Source organism: Fodinibius salipaludis (assembly GCF_002287075.1).
GTDB classification, from domain to species: domain Bacteria; phylum Bacteroidota; class Rhodothermia; order Balneolales; family Balneolaceae; genus Fodinibius; species Fodinibius salipaludis.
In genome coordinates this window covers 29,670-43,363 of sequence record NZ_NSKE01000013.1, presented here as the reverse complement: position 1 = coordinate 43,363, position 13,694 = coordinate 29,670, and the positions used below count along the sequence as shown (strand labels likewise).

Genomic DNA, 13,694 nt, shown 5'->3' with positions numbered 1-13,694 from the left:
CTAACTATGCCAGGATCTGAACGTAAAGTTGTACAACAACTGAAAGCTCATAAACAGGAGCTGGCTGAGTTAGTAACGGCAATGCATTTTGAACGCCATCCGGAGCTGGATGAGTGCTATGGTGAAGAGGGGCGGGAAAAGTGCTATGAGGATACCATTTACCACCTCGATTACTTAGAGCAGGCCGTTTGTGTTGATAGCAAAGAACTGTTTAATACTTACTTGGGCTGGGCACGGACGATGCTGCGAGAACGGGATATTCCCAGTGGTGATCTCGTTGATAATATTGTAATTATCCGGGAAGCAATAAAAAAGGTGTTGCCGGAAGAAGAAGCAGCAATTCTGGTTACGTTTATTAATGATGGACTCTCCTCTATAGAAAGTAGTGATGAAGAGCCGATAACATTTTTTGATCCTGATGATCCTCTCACTGATGAGGCCCGGAATTATCTGGATTTGTTGCTGGCCGGTAAGCGTAAGAAAGCGGCAGTTCTTATTGAGGAATTGGTAGATGATGGAGTATCGATAAAAGATATATACGAGCATATTTTTCAAAAAACGCAGTATGAGATTGGAGCCCTTTGGCAGAGGAATCAAATTATGGTGGCCCAAGAACATTATTGCACCGCTGCAACACAGCTGATTATGTCGCAGTTGTATCCCAAAATATTTGCAATGGAAAAAAGTGATAAACGATTGGTTGCATGTTCAGTAGCTGATGAGCTTCATGAAATCGGTATCAGAATGGTTACTGATTTCTTTGAGATGGAAGGGTGGGATACCCATTATTTGGGGGCGAATATACCTGATAAGCATTTAATAAGATCTGTTAAGGAAAAAAATGCCGATGTATTGGCGATTTCGGTTACTATACCGTTACACATCAGCGCAGCCAAAGACCTGATTCAAACATTGCGAGACGAAAGTGAGCTTGATAATGTAAAAATCATCGTAGGAGGATATCCTTTTAAAATGATACCTGACTTGTGGAAAAAAATTGGTGCTGATGGGTGGGCAGAATCTGCAGATGATGCAATTGAAACCGCAAATAAATTAACCGCAAATTGATCAAACAGAACCAAAACGTTCCTAAAGGAATTGCTATTGTTGTAAATGATAATGGAATACTGCAGAAGGTGATTCATGATTCATATGACCTATTTACATTTAATATAGATGATCAGGCTACTTTCGTTGATGGCCTTGATAGTGACAGCATCTCTAAAGCCTATCAGTTTCTTGAACGAATTAAAACAAATGAGGTAGCTTATAACTGGGGATTGCATGTAACAAATGATGACGAAACTATCTTATTTGGCTTTTCTGGCATACGGATTGATGGTGAAAACTTGTTAATTGGAACAGACAATCCGGATGATACCGAGCAGTTTCTAAATGGTCTGATGGAAATGAATAACGAGTCGGTAAATAGATTGCGGGCCTATATGAAGGAGCAACAAGAGAAGCCCGGAGAATCTAAAGAGGATGAGTGGGGGATGTATGATGAAATGAGCGGACTAAATAATGAGTTGGCCAATATGCAACGGAAGCTTACAAAAAGGACAGCCGAGCTTGAAAAGTTGAATGAGCTGAAAAATCAAATGCTGGGGATGGCGGCTCATGATTTGCGGAATCCACTAACGCTGATTCAGAATTATTCCAACTTTTTGATTGAAGACCATGAGGAGAAAAATATGTTTACGGATGATCAGTTTCAGTTGGTAAAGGAGATTAAAGAGTCCAGTGAATATATGGTGCGGATTATTGAGGATATGCTGGATATTTCAGCTATAGAATCGGGTAGTATTAATTTGGAGAAAAACGATGAGAACATTGGTGAGTTTATCGAGCGAGTTGTATCACTAAACCGACCGACAGCCACCAAAAAGAATATCTCTATTATTACAAACTTGCCTGATAAGTCGGTTGTTAAAGCAATAGATGCCTATAAATTTCAGCAGGTGTTAGACAACTTAATCTCTAACGCTATTAAATATTCACAACTTCAAACAGAAATAGAAGTGGGGATTTGTGAGGAGAGTGATGGAGCAATTACTATTTATGTTGACGATGAAGGGCAGGGAATTCCCGAAGAGGAACTCGATGATTTATTTGTGCCCTTTGCAAAAATAAGTGTTGAGGCTACTGCGGGAGAAAAAAGTACGGGTCTGGGGTTGGCTATTGCTAAGAAAATTGTAGAAGCCCATGGCGGTAATATCCAGGTCGAAAGTAAAGTTGGCGAAGGATCAACCTTTTTTGTTAAAGTGCCTTGATGAAAACTGTTCCAAATAAAAAAGTCCGCTGAATAATTACAGCGGACTTTAGATCCTATAACTGACTTGTTTCTTAGTTTTGTGGCGGTTGCTGCTGCTGAGGTTGCTGTTGCTGCATTTGGCCACCCATTTTATTTCGGATCTGCTTCTGAATTTGCATCTGCAGTGCAGAATCTTGTTGTGCAGCCCGGCTAATATCCTGGAAACGCTGCATTTCCATTCCCGCATCTTCAACAGCCTTTGTTACACTATCTCTGATTTCAGATTGCAGTTTTTCCATTGATGAGGTAGCTGCATCAAACTTTTTCATTTCACTTTCACTAAACTGGGTAGAATCTCCCTGGCCCATTTGCTGTGACTGTGCAATTTTCTGGTAAGTTTGAACATCAAGTCCCTCTTCCTGAATAATGCCCATCATTTTTTTCTGAGCCTGCATCTGTACCTGTTGTGCACTCATTGCAGCATCTGCAAAGGTGGCAGCTTCTTCATCAGAAACATCAACATCAGGAACTTCTTGCTGCATTTGTCCCAGCTGTCCTTGCTGCTGAGTTTCTTGTTGCTGTGTGTTTTCTTCGTTTGAGTCATTTTGGCATCCGATAAGTGCGACTGCCAAAAGAATAGCTGAAAGATATTTTAAGGTATTAATCATGTGAAATTTATAAAAAATTGGTGTTTGCTTTAGATGTATAGCAGTTCGTCAACGACTGCTAAACCTGATTATTTCTTTATTTATTTAGTAGTGGTAAAGAAAATGTTTCGGAGGCAGAAATTAAAATGTTAATATAGGTTTTTAAATGGATTTACTTAATAGCTGCTAAAGATAATTTATGAGCTATTGTCAGCCATTTTTTCTACGAATACAAAATCATTATTCTTCCCAGAATTCATTTAAAAATTTCATCCATCGGGTTTGGTTTGTTGTAAAAACCCGTTCCAGATCAGATAATATTTCTTTGAATTCTTCATTGTTGCGGAGAGGCTTCCAGATGGGATTCTCTTTGATCCAGGGATAATTTTCATACCCAAGATAAATAGCTTTGCGCAGCCAGTGCAGGGCTTCGATATGGTTGCCATCAACGGCAAAATATGAGGCCAGACGAAATGCCATTTCGCAATCTGTTGCAGCAATGGTTAGCAGTTCATCGGTAATTAATGCGTGTGCCTTTTCGGGCTGATCATTTTTCACATAACACATTGCCAGTGTCGGATATGTTACTCGGCGATTAGGATCTTCTTCAATAACCGATTCCAAGACCGGCACGGCCTTTTCATAAGCTTCTTCACTAAAAAATAGGTATCCTTTGGTAGTTCGTAACAGTGAGTGTTTGGGTTCAAGGGTTAATCCTTTATCAACTTCAAGCCATGCCAGATCCAACTGTCCCAGATAGTGATTGAGCCGTGCCCGGCGATTGTAAATTTGAGTTGCTGCAGCGGGATTTTTTTGCAATGCCTTGCCCAGTAGGCGAAGAGCCTCACGGTGGAGTCCGTCAAGTTGTACAATAATACCAGCACCAAGTAAAACCTCGGTATTACGGCCATCATTTTTTAGCAGATACTGAATATCGCGACGCGCGCGGTCTTTTTCGCCCCGCCAAAGGAAAGTATAGGCTCTCTGTAGTTTAGCCTCAACATTGTCGGGATCAAGTTCGAGCGCTTTACCCAAATGCCCCTGAGCTTTCATAAAATAAGTGGGACCACCATAACCGTTGGTAACATAGTTCAGATGCGTGCGGCCCAAACCCGCATGAGCAGCAGCAAAATCGGGAGCCTGTTCCAATACCTCTTCGAATTTTTCTCTACCTTCAATAAGGTCTTTAGGATTATTTGAGCCCCATAAAAAACGGGAAAGTAGTGCTTGTGCCTCCAGATACTGTTCTGAGAGGTCAATAGGCAGGTTATCAAAAGATCTTTTTTCATGTCGCTGTTCAAGTTTGCCGAGACTAAAAAGCGTATCAAAAACTTGCTCTGTGATTTCACTCTGTACTTTTAACAGGTCGAAGGATGGAATTGAAACGGTGTTACCGGCTTGTATTTCTTTATTAGTTACTTTTATGAGTTGCCAGTTCAGGGTAAATTCTTCATCCGTGCTAAAAAATGATCCGGTAAGTACATATTCTGTTTCTAATTTTTTTCCCGCTTCGATATCATCAATCGACTGATCGGAAAGGGACAGGAAAGTACTCGGCGGACGAATAACTACAGAGGCATTTTGGGATAGACGGGTAGCGATAGCGTCGGCCATAGCTAATCCAAAATATTGGGTTTTACCATTTTCGCTAATTTGCTTAAAAGGAAGGACGGCAATAGAATTTTCGGGGATATCCTGGCTATCTTTTTGCAGGAAAAATTCCGTTAACATTGAGATCAATCCCGTACTGTTCCGATTATTTTTCTTTTCAGAATCTTTTGTTTGAGAAGGTGAGGGAGAGGGTAACAGGGCTGAACGTTCACCCGGGATCATACCCTTCTCAAAATCCATGCTTTTCATTAATGTTTTTAATGCATCGTGAAGTTCTGTTACAGACTCAAAGCGATTACTCGGTTGTTTATCCAGCGCTTTCACTATAAGCTCACTAAGCGGCTTTGGAATGTTTTCACTCAGCTTGTGGGGAGCCGTAGGGGTTACCGATCGAATTATTCTGATAAGATCGGTCTCATGCGAATTATTATCAAAAAGAAATGGATGTTGTCCCGTGACAATTTCATAAAGAATGACGCCGAGCGAAAAGATATCGCTTTGGTTGCTACTACGAAGCGTTATAAACTGTTCGGGAGCCATATAGGCGGTGGTTCCAAATTGCGATGACTTCTTTGTTTGATTGCTGGTTTGTTCTTCGTTAGTAATAGACTCTATCTCGGAAATTTCCCGACGTTTAGCAAGACCAAAATCAAGAATTTTGACAAGTCCACCATCAGTAACCATGATATTGGCGGGTTTTAGATCCCGATGCAATATCCCCAGTTTATGAGCTTCAGCCAGTCCTTCAGCAATTTGGATACTTATCGACAAGGCAAACTGTAGGTTCAAAGAGCCATCTTGGAGCAGTTCGGCCAGGGTACGTCCCGGTACATATTGCATAATAATATATGGACGCTCTTCATATTCCCCGACTTCGTAAATAGTACTTACATTGGGATGCTGTATAGCCGAAGCAATTTGGGCTTCTTCCAGAATTTGCTCACGAATCTGTTTCTCTTTGGCCCGCTCGGGGTGTACAATTTTTATAACAACGGGCCGCTTGAGTCGGGTATCAGTAGCATAATAAACTGTACCGTGCTGTCCCGCCCCCAGTTCGCGTTTTATTTCGTAATGATGGATTTTGTCCATTGTAGCTTTTGTCTGCTTGTAGTGAGCCAAAAATTACGGACAAACAATTCGAAGTGCTAATTTTAACCGATAAAACATGACAGAAAGCTTTATTGTTTTATTAATTAATATGGTAAAGAAGTAAGTAGATATATTTATCTAAGGAATCGGTGTAACGAAGTACAAAGTGTAGTTAAGAAACAGTCGATAATTTAAGTAGAGATAAAAATTGAGAGCACCCTCAGATTTGATGCTCCCAATTTTAATTATCAAAGAATATTAAACAGAACTTTAACCCGAAAGCTGATATTTCTACCGGGACTTAACGCATATCCCTTGTAGGTGTCCAAGAAATCACGATAAGCGTTGTTAAATAAATTATTACCGGATAATTGAAGTGCTATGGGGCGATCCCAGAGAGATATTTCAGCGCCGACCATAGCATTAAATAAAGTGTATGCATCGGTAGAGGCGACCCCAAAGTCACTAAATTGGGGTGCATTGCCAAATTGCCAGAATGGTTCGTAGCGTCCGGCTGCTTCTTTTGAGGAGGCATATTGTACGCCCATACTAACGAAAGCATTTTCAAACTCACCTATTGATGAGCGCATAACTTTTACTTTGCCACTTAGTTTGGTGGGCGGTAAAAGTGGCAGATCATCAACTTCGGAAATGTCTTCGTCCACGTTTTGACCGTTAACGGTTTCAAAAGTTCCTGATAATTGCAGCCAGGGTAGTATTTGTGCTGTAATATCAGCATTGGCTCCGACTAATCGGGCGTTACCCTGCACAAATTCCAAAATAGGGGGACCGTCGTTATTCGATCCGGCAAATTCACCGGTATTAACTAAAAACATGTAATTATCGATGGCATTGCGATAGACGGTAGCTTTGGCCTGCACGTTTTTGGAGCGCCAGCGGAGTGATAAGTCTGTGTTGAATGATCGCTCGGAATCCAGATATGGGTTCCCGACTTGGTAGGCGGCAATACCACCGTGAACGCCATCCACGTGCAGGTTAAATAGACTCGGCGCGCGAAATCCGCGTCCAATGTTTGTGGCTATAGTAAATTCTTCGAAAAATTGATACGTAGCACCCAGCGACCCGCTAAATTCCATATAAGATTGCCTGAGTACATCATTCGTTTCCCCTGCATTTTCATCAGGCAGATTCAGATCAGCATTTGGTTCAGCTTCTTGAGAGCGTGCGTCAAGGCGCGCGCCAAATGAGAAAGTTAGATTATTAATTTCGGCCTGTTCAAAAACAAAGGCTGCCATATTTTGGATAGTGGCCGAAGGCACTAACGGTTCATCTCCTCGGGTATCCTGATTCTTGTATTTATATTCAATACCAACAGTACCGGAGAAGGGGCCTACAGCAGGATGTTGAAGGTCCGTTTTTGCAGTATAGCTGTTTAGCAAGATATCCAAGTTTGCAAAACCTTCATCAGGCAGTTCGTTTCGCGGTTCAGCATTGGCCCCACCAGGATTGGATTGACGCAGGTTTTGACTATAAGTAAACTGGGGATTCAATTTAAAGTAATTTCCGAGATCCAGGTCTCTCTCAATTTGAAGGGAGATATTCTCTAAATTTTGTCCAAGGCCACGACCGTTGGGCAGTAGAAAGTTGTGATTGTTTTGCCAGCGAGTATTTTCGCCGGAAATTTGCCCGAAGTTCGTTTTATAGCCGATTCCGAAGCTACCATTCAGTTGATCATAGTCGGTGTGATCTAATTCTCCCGAAAACTTGGGAGCGGAGGTGTCATTACTTTCCTGGAAAGTAGGTACGTCGGGGGCTTTCATATTACCGGCAGAGCGACGGATGATGGTGCCGGTAAAGCCCCAGCGTCCGGTGGCCCCATTGAGGTGCAATCCACCGACGAGCTCATTGTTGTTCGATGAAAACTCACCGAGTGTTTCCCCCTGCAGAAAGGGATCGGAATTGACCGCGTCTGGAAGTGAGTTGGGGATTACATTGACAGCTCCGCCCAGAGCGTCCGACCCATATTGTACGCTTGCGGCTCCGCGTACCACTTCGATACGTTCCGAGGGGAATGGGTCAACATTGGGGCCGTGGCGAACACCATACTGTTGGTAGTCCATGGCAGCTCCGTCATCCAAGACCCGTACACGACTACCGCTGAGTCCCCGAATAACAGGTTTGCCCGTTTGGCTTCCTGTTGAGATCGTGGAAATCCCGGCCAGTTCTTCGAGTGAGGCTCCCAGCGAAGTTTGTTGACGAGAAAATTTGGTACCGCCGGTTAATACATCCACATCGGCGGGTGTTGTAAGGGGAACCGACTCGTATAGGTGTGCCGGTTACAGTAATCGTCTCTGATTGCAGGGTTTGTTTTTGAAGGGCGACATTAAGGGTAGTGATTTCTCCATCCTGAAGTGAAACCTCCCGGATTTGTGAATTGTATCCCACAAAAGAAAAAGTAATAGAATAGATACCGGAGGGGAGATTTTCTATCCGGTATTTCCATCTTTTTTTGTTGACGTTCCTTCTCCCAGTTCTGCAAATGCGATATTAACACCGGGTAGAGGCGTACTATCGGAGCCTGTTACAGTACCCGTAATAATGGCCGAATTATTGGATTGGTTTTGAGCGTACAGAGATGAGGTAAATAAGCCTGTAGCTAATAAAAAAGCTAAAAATAGTAGAGTCTTCGTTTTAAATCGATGCAGCATAACAAATTATTTGGTTTCAAATAAGTTGGTAAATGAATGGCGTATTAATTGTTATGTGTTGGTTGGTGGCGACTTATTCGAGGTGCGAATATATTGATTGCTGGTTGCAAAACGCTGGCTGTCAAAAAAAAGTATGACTTGGAAAGCTTAGGGTGCTTCCTGTTTGAGATTGAGAAGGAAGGCTTTGAATCAAGTGAAGGCAAGCCAGGCAATCCGGCTGGTCGAGACTGATATGGTGTTCAAGCTGGTGTTGCTCAGAGAAACCGGAAATATTATTATGAAGGTGGAATGAAGTCCCGATAAGACATAGCCCAACCACAAGCAGGAATAGACGGTTCGTTATGGTTGGGCGTAGTGTAGTTGAGTATTTAAAAATACTGAAACAGAAATTGCTTGATTTTGAAGTTGAACAACAAAAGTCGATCTATGGTCATTCTTTAGATCAAAAATACACCCGGTAAAGCATTGAGATATTACGTCCCGGCTGGGGATAAATCTCTTTTATGCGCGAGAGATGATCGCGATAAGTAGTATTAAAAATGTTGTTTGCGTTTAACGATACGGTATGGAGCAGGGCCCATTTTTCAAATCGATACTGGCTGAAAAAGCTAAAAATAGCGTAGCTGTCCGTGGGAGTTTCAAATTCTCCGGTACGTTTTTGGGCGGCGGCAATTTTAGTTTTCGTTCCTACTTTCAACTTCTCATAGGTATAAGACAACTCAACATTTCCTTTAAATGGTGGAATCATAGGTAACGGTTTCCATTCTTCGCTGGAATTAGTTTGCTCATTTTCGAAAAGCTTACGCTTGCCGTGGGTGTAGCTTGCTGAAGCTGACAGGGCCCAATGGTTAGTTAGCTTAAGCTGTGAGTTAAATTCAATCCCGGAAAGTACTGCTTCGGTTCCGGTAAACTGGTAAATGGGATAACCTCCTAAAAATTCGGGCCGGCGTTTTCCGGTATTTGTCGCATAGTTATAATTCAAGAATCTATTGTGGAAGAATGTGATTTCTGCGCGAGCGTTAGACTTCCGGTACCGAAAATAGATTTCTTTACCTAACCCGCGTTCGGGATCTAAATCGGGATTGCCCACTTCATACGAATAGGATGCCAAGTGTGGTCCTTGCGAAAAGAGTTCTTCCTGGGAGGGAGCACGAAAGGAATGAATGACGCTGGCTCCGGTAAAAAATCCGTCTCCAAAATCATATACCGCATTGGCCGAAGTGGCCAGGGCTGTAAAGCTTCGATCTCGGATTTGACGACCTTGAATCGACTCATGTTCTGTTTCGTCTGGCATTGCAGTGGTGTGATCTAACCGAGCACCAACTTCAAGGTGGAGGGGACCGATATCTTTTTCTTCGATAAGGAAAGCCGATAAACTGTACGAATCGGAATCAGGGGTATTTGTACCATTCACAGCGTAGTTTTTTTGTTCAGCCCAAATACCCATTTTGCCTTTACCAAAGAAGGCGAACGTATTGTGATCGGCTTTTATGGAAGCATTAGTTGTAAGAACGCCAAACTCTGTTCCTACTATACCACTGGATTCTATTTCCTGATGGAAGTAGCTTTTGTGCGAGAGGTTGACTTCCAGCTTTTGTAAAAAGGGGCGATCTAAAATAATTTCGGAAGTTCCTTTAAACTGAAATTTCTCCATTTCAATATCCACGCCATTGGGATGGCCGCCCAGTGAATCAGGTGGAATACCGTAGTTATTCAAATAAATGTTAGAAGAAATTCCTGCGTGTCCCCAGGGTTTGATGTATCCTAAGCCAATAGAATTATTCGAGGAGAAGAGCCCGGAGTTTTCGAGCGTACCGGCAGGAGTGTTGGTATCCAAGGTAGATCGCAGATTACCATCTGCTTTTAAAGAAAAATTACTTCCCAGGGGTAATCCAAATTCTATACCTGCTGCTGATCCTGTGTTTACGGTTTCGCCCTGTAGACTTGCGGTACCATGGAGGTGGTCGGGTATACTTGAGGGAACTTGATTTCTTACGACATTTATAACTCCGCCAATGGCATTGGAGCCATACTCTAAAGCAGAGGGCCCCCGGGCAATTTTAATTTCTTCGGCCGACATAGGGTCAACCGATACTGCATGATCCGAGGATTGTGATGATACATCGCCGGTACGTTCGCCATCTTCCAGGATCATCAGGCGTTCGCCACCCAGCCCACGCATAACGGGACGTCCGGGGGCTGTGCCCATCGATCGGGTACTTAACCCGGGAATATCTTCAAGCGTATTGGCCAGGGTGGACGAGAGATTTTGTCGCAGATTTTGGCCAGATATATTCTGAGTCGCATTTTCCAAGTGATTACTACTGCCGCGATCATGTTGCCCAAAAACTTCAACGCCCTCATTGTCTAAGATAGTAGGTGTCATTTCCAGTGTGATTTTAAGCGTATCGCTCGCTGGAACCTCAATGGTCTGGGATTGGGTTTTGTAGCCGATCCGCTGCATTTTAATGGTATAAGTTCCGCTGGGAATATTTTTAAACGTAAAGGTGCCATCGCTGTGTGTGGTTTGCCCGCGATTAATGCCTTCTAAAAATAAATAGGCATAGCTGATGGGATCACCTGTTTCTTTATCAATTACAACTCCTTCTATGGTACTATTTTGAGAATAGGATGCATTTGATAATGGGGGGAGAATCAGTAAGAATCCTAAAAACGATAATAGGCAGAATAATTTATTAGATGATGTCATAAGATTCTTTAACGTTGTAGAAAAGTGAGGAAAATGAGCTGAAAGGCCGGAGGGTTTAAATGCTCCGGCCTAAATTTATTATCTGCCCTTAATTGCTTGATTCTTCAACGTGAATTTTAATAGCGTTACTTTCGTTAATAGCGGGGGTATAAAAATCAGCATGATCATCTCCGTGTTGTAAAAGGAATTGTACCACCGTTTCTCCAGCTGCTTTACCTGCAATATGAAAACTCCAGCGGCCATCATCGTCATGCTGTTCGATGTCTGCATGGTCGGTATCGGCAATTTCCCATGCTAAAGAGTACTCATCGTCAAGGTCGTCACCATGGATTTCATTTCCATCTTCGTCAAAGAATTTAGCAGTAATTAAAGAGGTATCATCTTGCTCCTCAACATCAAAATGACCACTTACCTCACTACCATACGTAACGATGGTTTTACCATCCGTGACAAATTCGATACTGTGCGGTTCGGAATGTTCTTCGTGGTCGTCATTGCTGGCGGGGTTACTACATCCTGCAAAAAGTAATACAGCGGAAAAAGTTATAGCAATCAGTTTGGTCGAAAAATTTGTATATATATTCATTGTTCTTGGTTTTATATCTGAAAGTTGGATATGGTTATAACACGAGTATCATGCTTCAACCATGTTTTCAATAAGACTGATTTTTAACCAAGAACGGGAGGGGAGCGACCACGAGTAGTAGTGACAGAGCCTGATCGCTTGTTATCATCAGTAAGTATTATTTGTGCTCCAGTATTGAAAAATGTAGTGCCCGCTTCGTTTATTGAGGGGAGATCGGGCTCAATGATATTGGCACAAATAGGACAAAGGATATCATCAGAGGTGATGCAATGCCCTGTATCAGCAAATTCTGAAGAGTTATGAAGCTCCAGGTTGTGGTGGGAGTGTAACGTAGAAAATGAGAGGCTGATGCCCATAAGCATTATCAGCAAAAGCCCGGTCGATATGTTAATTCTACGTTTGATCATAATTAGAAGCAAAAATTATGATTATAACGAGTGTGAACCAAATAAAAGTACGTAAAAAGATCAGCATTTTGAGGCTGTGTATTTATACTATTTGTAAAATTTTGTTTTATTCATTAAAGCTAATCTCAGTAAAGAGTATTGTATGATTTTGAAGAAATTCGTAAAACTTTCGGTATTACTTTTTGCATTTGGGGTATTGGGAATTGATTCTGTCTGTGCACAGCAGCAGTGGGATTGGCATATTTCGGGGGCTACTATTGTGGATGGTACGGGAGAGCCCTCTTACAAAGCTGATATACTGGTTCGCGGTGATTCTATCGGCTATATCGGAGATGTAAATGCGGATACTATTCGAGCTGAAAATATGGTTGATGCCAGTGGTAGAATTGTTACTCCTGGCTTTATTGATCCGCATGCGCATGGCGATCCGTTGGAAACACCCGAGTTTCATAACTTTTTGGCGATGGGCGTAACCAGTATTGTATTGGGACAGGATGGTTCTTCTCCGGATGTTGGAGCGCTGAATAGTTGGTTTGCAAAAGTTGAGGGAGTAAATCCAGCGGTAAATATAGCACTGTTATCGGGACATGGAAGCATTCGTTCTAAGGTTAATGTCGGTAAACAAGATCCCACACAAAAGGAGTTAAAACGAATGCAAAACCTATTGCAGTCTGATTTGGATGCTGGGACATTTGGAATGAGTACGGGCTTGGAGTATGTACCGGGTATGTATGCTGCTGAGAATGAGTTGGAACAACTTGCCAAAGTTGTTGGCGATGCGAATGGAATTATCATGAGTCACATGCGTAGTGAAGATGATTCAAAGATTGAAGCTTCACTAAACGAGCTGGCTGAACAGGGGGAATATGCCTCGGTTCATGCTTCACATTTGAAGGTTGTGTACGGAGAAGGGAAAGGTCGGGCTGAGGAAGTTCTGGATCATATTGATAGTTTTCGTGACCTGGGAATTACTATGACTGCTGATGTATATCCATATTCGGCAAGTTTTACCGGAATTGGCATTGTATTTCCCGATTGGGCAAAAACCGAAAGTGAGTGGCAAAATGCTTTGCAGGAGCGTCCCGAAGTACTTCGTCAATTTTTGAAAAATAAAGTAAAGCAGCGCAATGGCCCTGATGCTATTTTATTCGGGTCCGGGAAATTTGCGGGACTGACACTCAAAGAAGCTGCAGATCAAGAAAGCAAATCCGCGATTGACTTGCTCATGGAGATGGGGCCCGAGGCAGCTTCCGCGGCTCATTTTGTGATGGATCAAGGATTGCAGGATTGGCTGATGTTGGGGGAAGGCGTGATGGTAAGCTCAGATGGGAGTCCGACGATGCGTCATCCGCGCGGATACGGGAGTTTTGCTAAAATGATCCGGTACTATGTAAACGAAAAGGAATTGCTGAGCCTTGAAGAAGCTGTTTATAAAATGAGCGGGTTGCCTGCTAAAACACTTGGGTTAGAAGAACGTGGGTTGATACAAACAGGAATGAAAGCTGATTTGCTAATATTTAATCCCCAAGAAATTCAGGATCGGGCAACATTTGAAAATCCTCATAAATTATCTGAGGGATTTAACTGGATTATGGTAAATGGGACCCTCGTTCGGAAAGAGGGAGAATTTAATAAAAAAAGAACAGGGCAAATATTGAAAGGCAGGGACTTATCAGGAGAATAGGTTCTCAAAAACTATTTGCAGGGTAGACCAATCCAGG

At 42.5% G+C, this 13,694-nt stretch carries 10 protein-coding genes and 2 pseudogenes; 3 read left to right on the top strand and 9 right to left on the bottom strand.

The window, feature by feature from the left end; genetic code table 11:
- The first annotated feature begins 6 nt into the window (after positions 1 to 6).
- Together CK503_RS14985 and CK503_RS14980 are read left to right on the top strand one after the other, a co-directional pair.
- Positions 7 to 1,068 (top strand): cobalamin-dependent protein, encoded by a 1,062-nt coding sequence (locus CK503_RS14985; RefSeq protein WP_095607648.1) that lies wholly within the window; start codon positions 7 to 9, stop codon positions 1,066 to 1,068.
- Positions 1,065 to 2,273: a sensor histidine kinase gene (locus tag CK503_RS14980; protein WP_095607647.1), complete on the top strand. Its 1,209-nt coding sequence runs from the start codon at positions 1,065 to 1,067 to the stop codon at positions 2,271 to 2,273. Before CK503_RS14985 ends, CK503_RS14980 begins: the two co-directional genes overlap by 4 nt.
- 73 nt (positions 2,274 to 2,346) lie before the next feature.
- On the opposite strand, the gene CK503_RS14975 is transcribed toward CK503_RS14980, so the two are convergent.
- The 9 genes and pseudogenes from CK503_RS14975 to CK503_RS16015 form a co-directional block, all read right to left on the bottom strand.
- Positions 2,347 to 2,922: a DUF4168 domain-containing protein gene (locus CK503_RS14975; RefSeq protein WP_095607646.1), complete on the bottom strand. Its 576-nt coding sequence runs from the start codon at positions 2,920 to 2,922 to the stop codon at positions 2,347 to 2,349.
- 219 nt (positions 2,923 to 3,141) lie between these two features.
- Positions 3,142 to 5,601, bottom strand: a complete 2,460-nt coding sequence (locus CK503_RS14970) for a serine/threonine-protein kinase (protein WP_095607645.1) — start codon at positions 5,599 to 5,601, stop codon at positions 3,142 to 3,144.
- A gap of 248 nt (positions 5,602 to 5,849) precedes the next feature.
- Positions 5,850 to 7,382, bottom strand: a complete 1,533-nt coding sequence (locus tag CK503_RS14965; RefSeq protein ID WP_255233443.1) for a TonB-dependent receptor — start codon at positions 7,380 to 7,382, stop codon at positions 5,850 to 5,852.
- Positions 7,383 to 7,571: 189 nt separating this feature from the next.
- Positions 7,572 to 7,856 (bottom strand): annotated as a pseudogene (locus CK503_RS16360) (TonB-dependent receptor plug domain-containing protein); the annotation flags it as partial.
- 103 nt (positions 7,857 to 7,959) lie between these two features.
- Positions 7,960 to 8,007, bottom strand: a pseudogene (locus CK503_RS16495) (hypothetical protein); the annotation flags it as partial.
- A gap of 41 nt (positions 8,008 to 8,048) precedes the next feature.
- Positions 8,049 to 8,270 (bottom strand): peptidase associated/transthyretin-like domain-containing protein, encoded by a 222-nt coding sequence (locus CK503_RS14960; protein ID WP_095607643.1) that lies wholly within the window; start codon positions 8,268 to 8,270, stop codon positions 8,049 to 8,051.
- A gap of 442 nt (positions 8,271 to 8,712) precedes the next feature.
- Positions 8,713 to 10,980 (bottom strand): TonB-dependent receptor, encoded by a 2,268-nt coding sequence (locus CK503_RS14955; protein ID WP_095607642.1) that lies wholly within the window; start codon positions 10,978 to 10,980, stop codon positions 8,713 to 8,715.
- A gap of 88 nt (positions 10,981 to 11,068) precedes the next feature.
- The gene (locus CK503_RS14950) at positions 11,069 to 11,566 is read right to left on the bottom strand and encodes a YgdI/YgdR family lipoprotein (protein ID WP_095607641.1); all 498 of its coding nucleotides are present in this window, start codon (positions 11,564 to 11,566) and stop codon (positions 11,069 to 11,071) included.
- An 83-nt stretch (positions 11,567 to 11,649) separates the two neighbouring features.
- Positions 11,650 to 11,973: a hypothetical protein gene (locus CK503_RS16015; RefSeq protein ID WP_141239951.1), complete on the bottom strand. Its 324-nt coding sequence runs from the start codon at positions 11,971 to 11,973 to the stop codon at positions 11,650 to 11,652.
- A 142-nt stretch (positions 11,974 to 12,115) separates the two neighbouring features.
- Between CK503_RS16015 and CK503_RS14945 the strand changes: the two genes are divergently transcribed.
- Positions 12,116 to 13,657 (top strand): N-acyl-D-amino-acid deacylase family protein, encoded by a 1,542-nt coding sequence (locus tag CK503_RS14945; RefSeq protein WP_095607640.1) that lies wholly within the window; start codon positions 12,116 to 12,118, stop codon positions 13,655 to 13,657.
- Positions 13,658 to 13,694: the final 37 nt, after the last annotated feature.

Excerpts from the sequence above, each read along its gene's own strand:
- CK503_RS14985 (WP_095607648.1), top strand. The coding sequence starts at position 7 with ATGCCAGGATCTGAACGTAAAGTTGTACAACAACTGAAAGCTCATAAA.
- CK503_RS14975 (WP_095607646.1), bottom strand. The coding sequence starts at position 2,922 with ATGATTAATACCTTAAAATATCTTTCAGCTATTCTTTTGGCAGTCGCA.
- CK503_RS14970 (WP_095607645.1), bottom strand. The coding sequence starts at position 5,601 with ATGGACAAAATCCATCATTACGAAATAAAACGCGAACTGGGGGCGGGA.
- CK503_RS14965 (WP_255233443.1), bottom strand. The coding sequence starts at position 7,382 with ATGAAAGCCCCCGACGTACCTACTTTCCAGGAAAGTAATGACACCTCC.
- CK503_RS14960 (WP_095607643.1), bottom strand. The coding sequence starts at position 8,270 with ATGCTGCATCGATTTAAAACGAAGACTCTACTATTTTTAGCTTTTTTA.
- CK503_RS14955 (WP_095607642.1), bottom strand. The coding sequence starts at position 10,980 with ATGACATCATCTAATAAATTATTCTGCCTATTATCGTTTTTAGGATTC.
- CK503_RS14950 (WP_095607641.1), bottom strand. The coding sequence starts at position 11,566 with ATGAATATATATACAAATTTTTCGACCAAACTGATTGCTATAACTTTT.
- CK503_RS16015 (WP_141239951.1), bottom strand. The coding sequence starts at position 11,973 with ATGATCAAACGTAGAATTAACATATCGACCGGGCTTTTGCTGATAATG.
- CK503_RS14945 (WP_095607640.1), top strand. The coding sequence starts at position 12,116 with ATGATTTTGAAGAAATTCGTAAAACTTTCGGTATTACTTTTTGCATTT.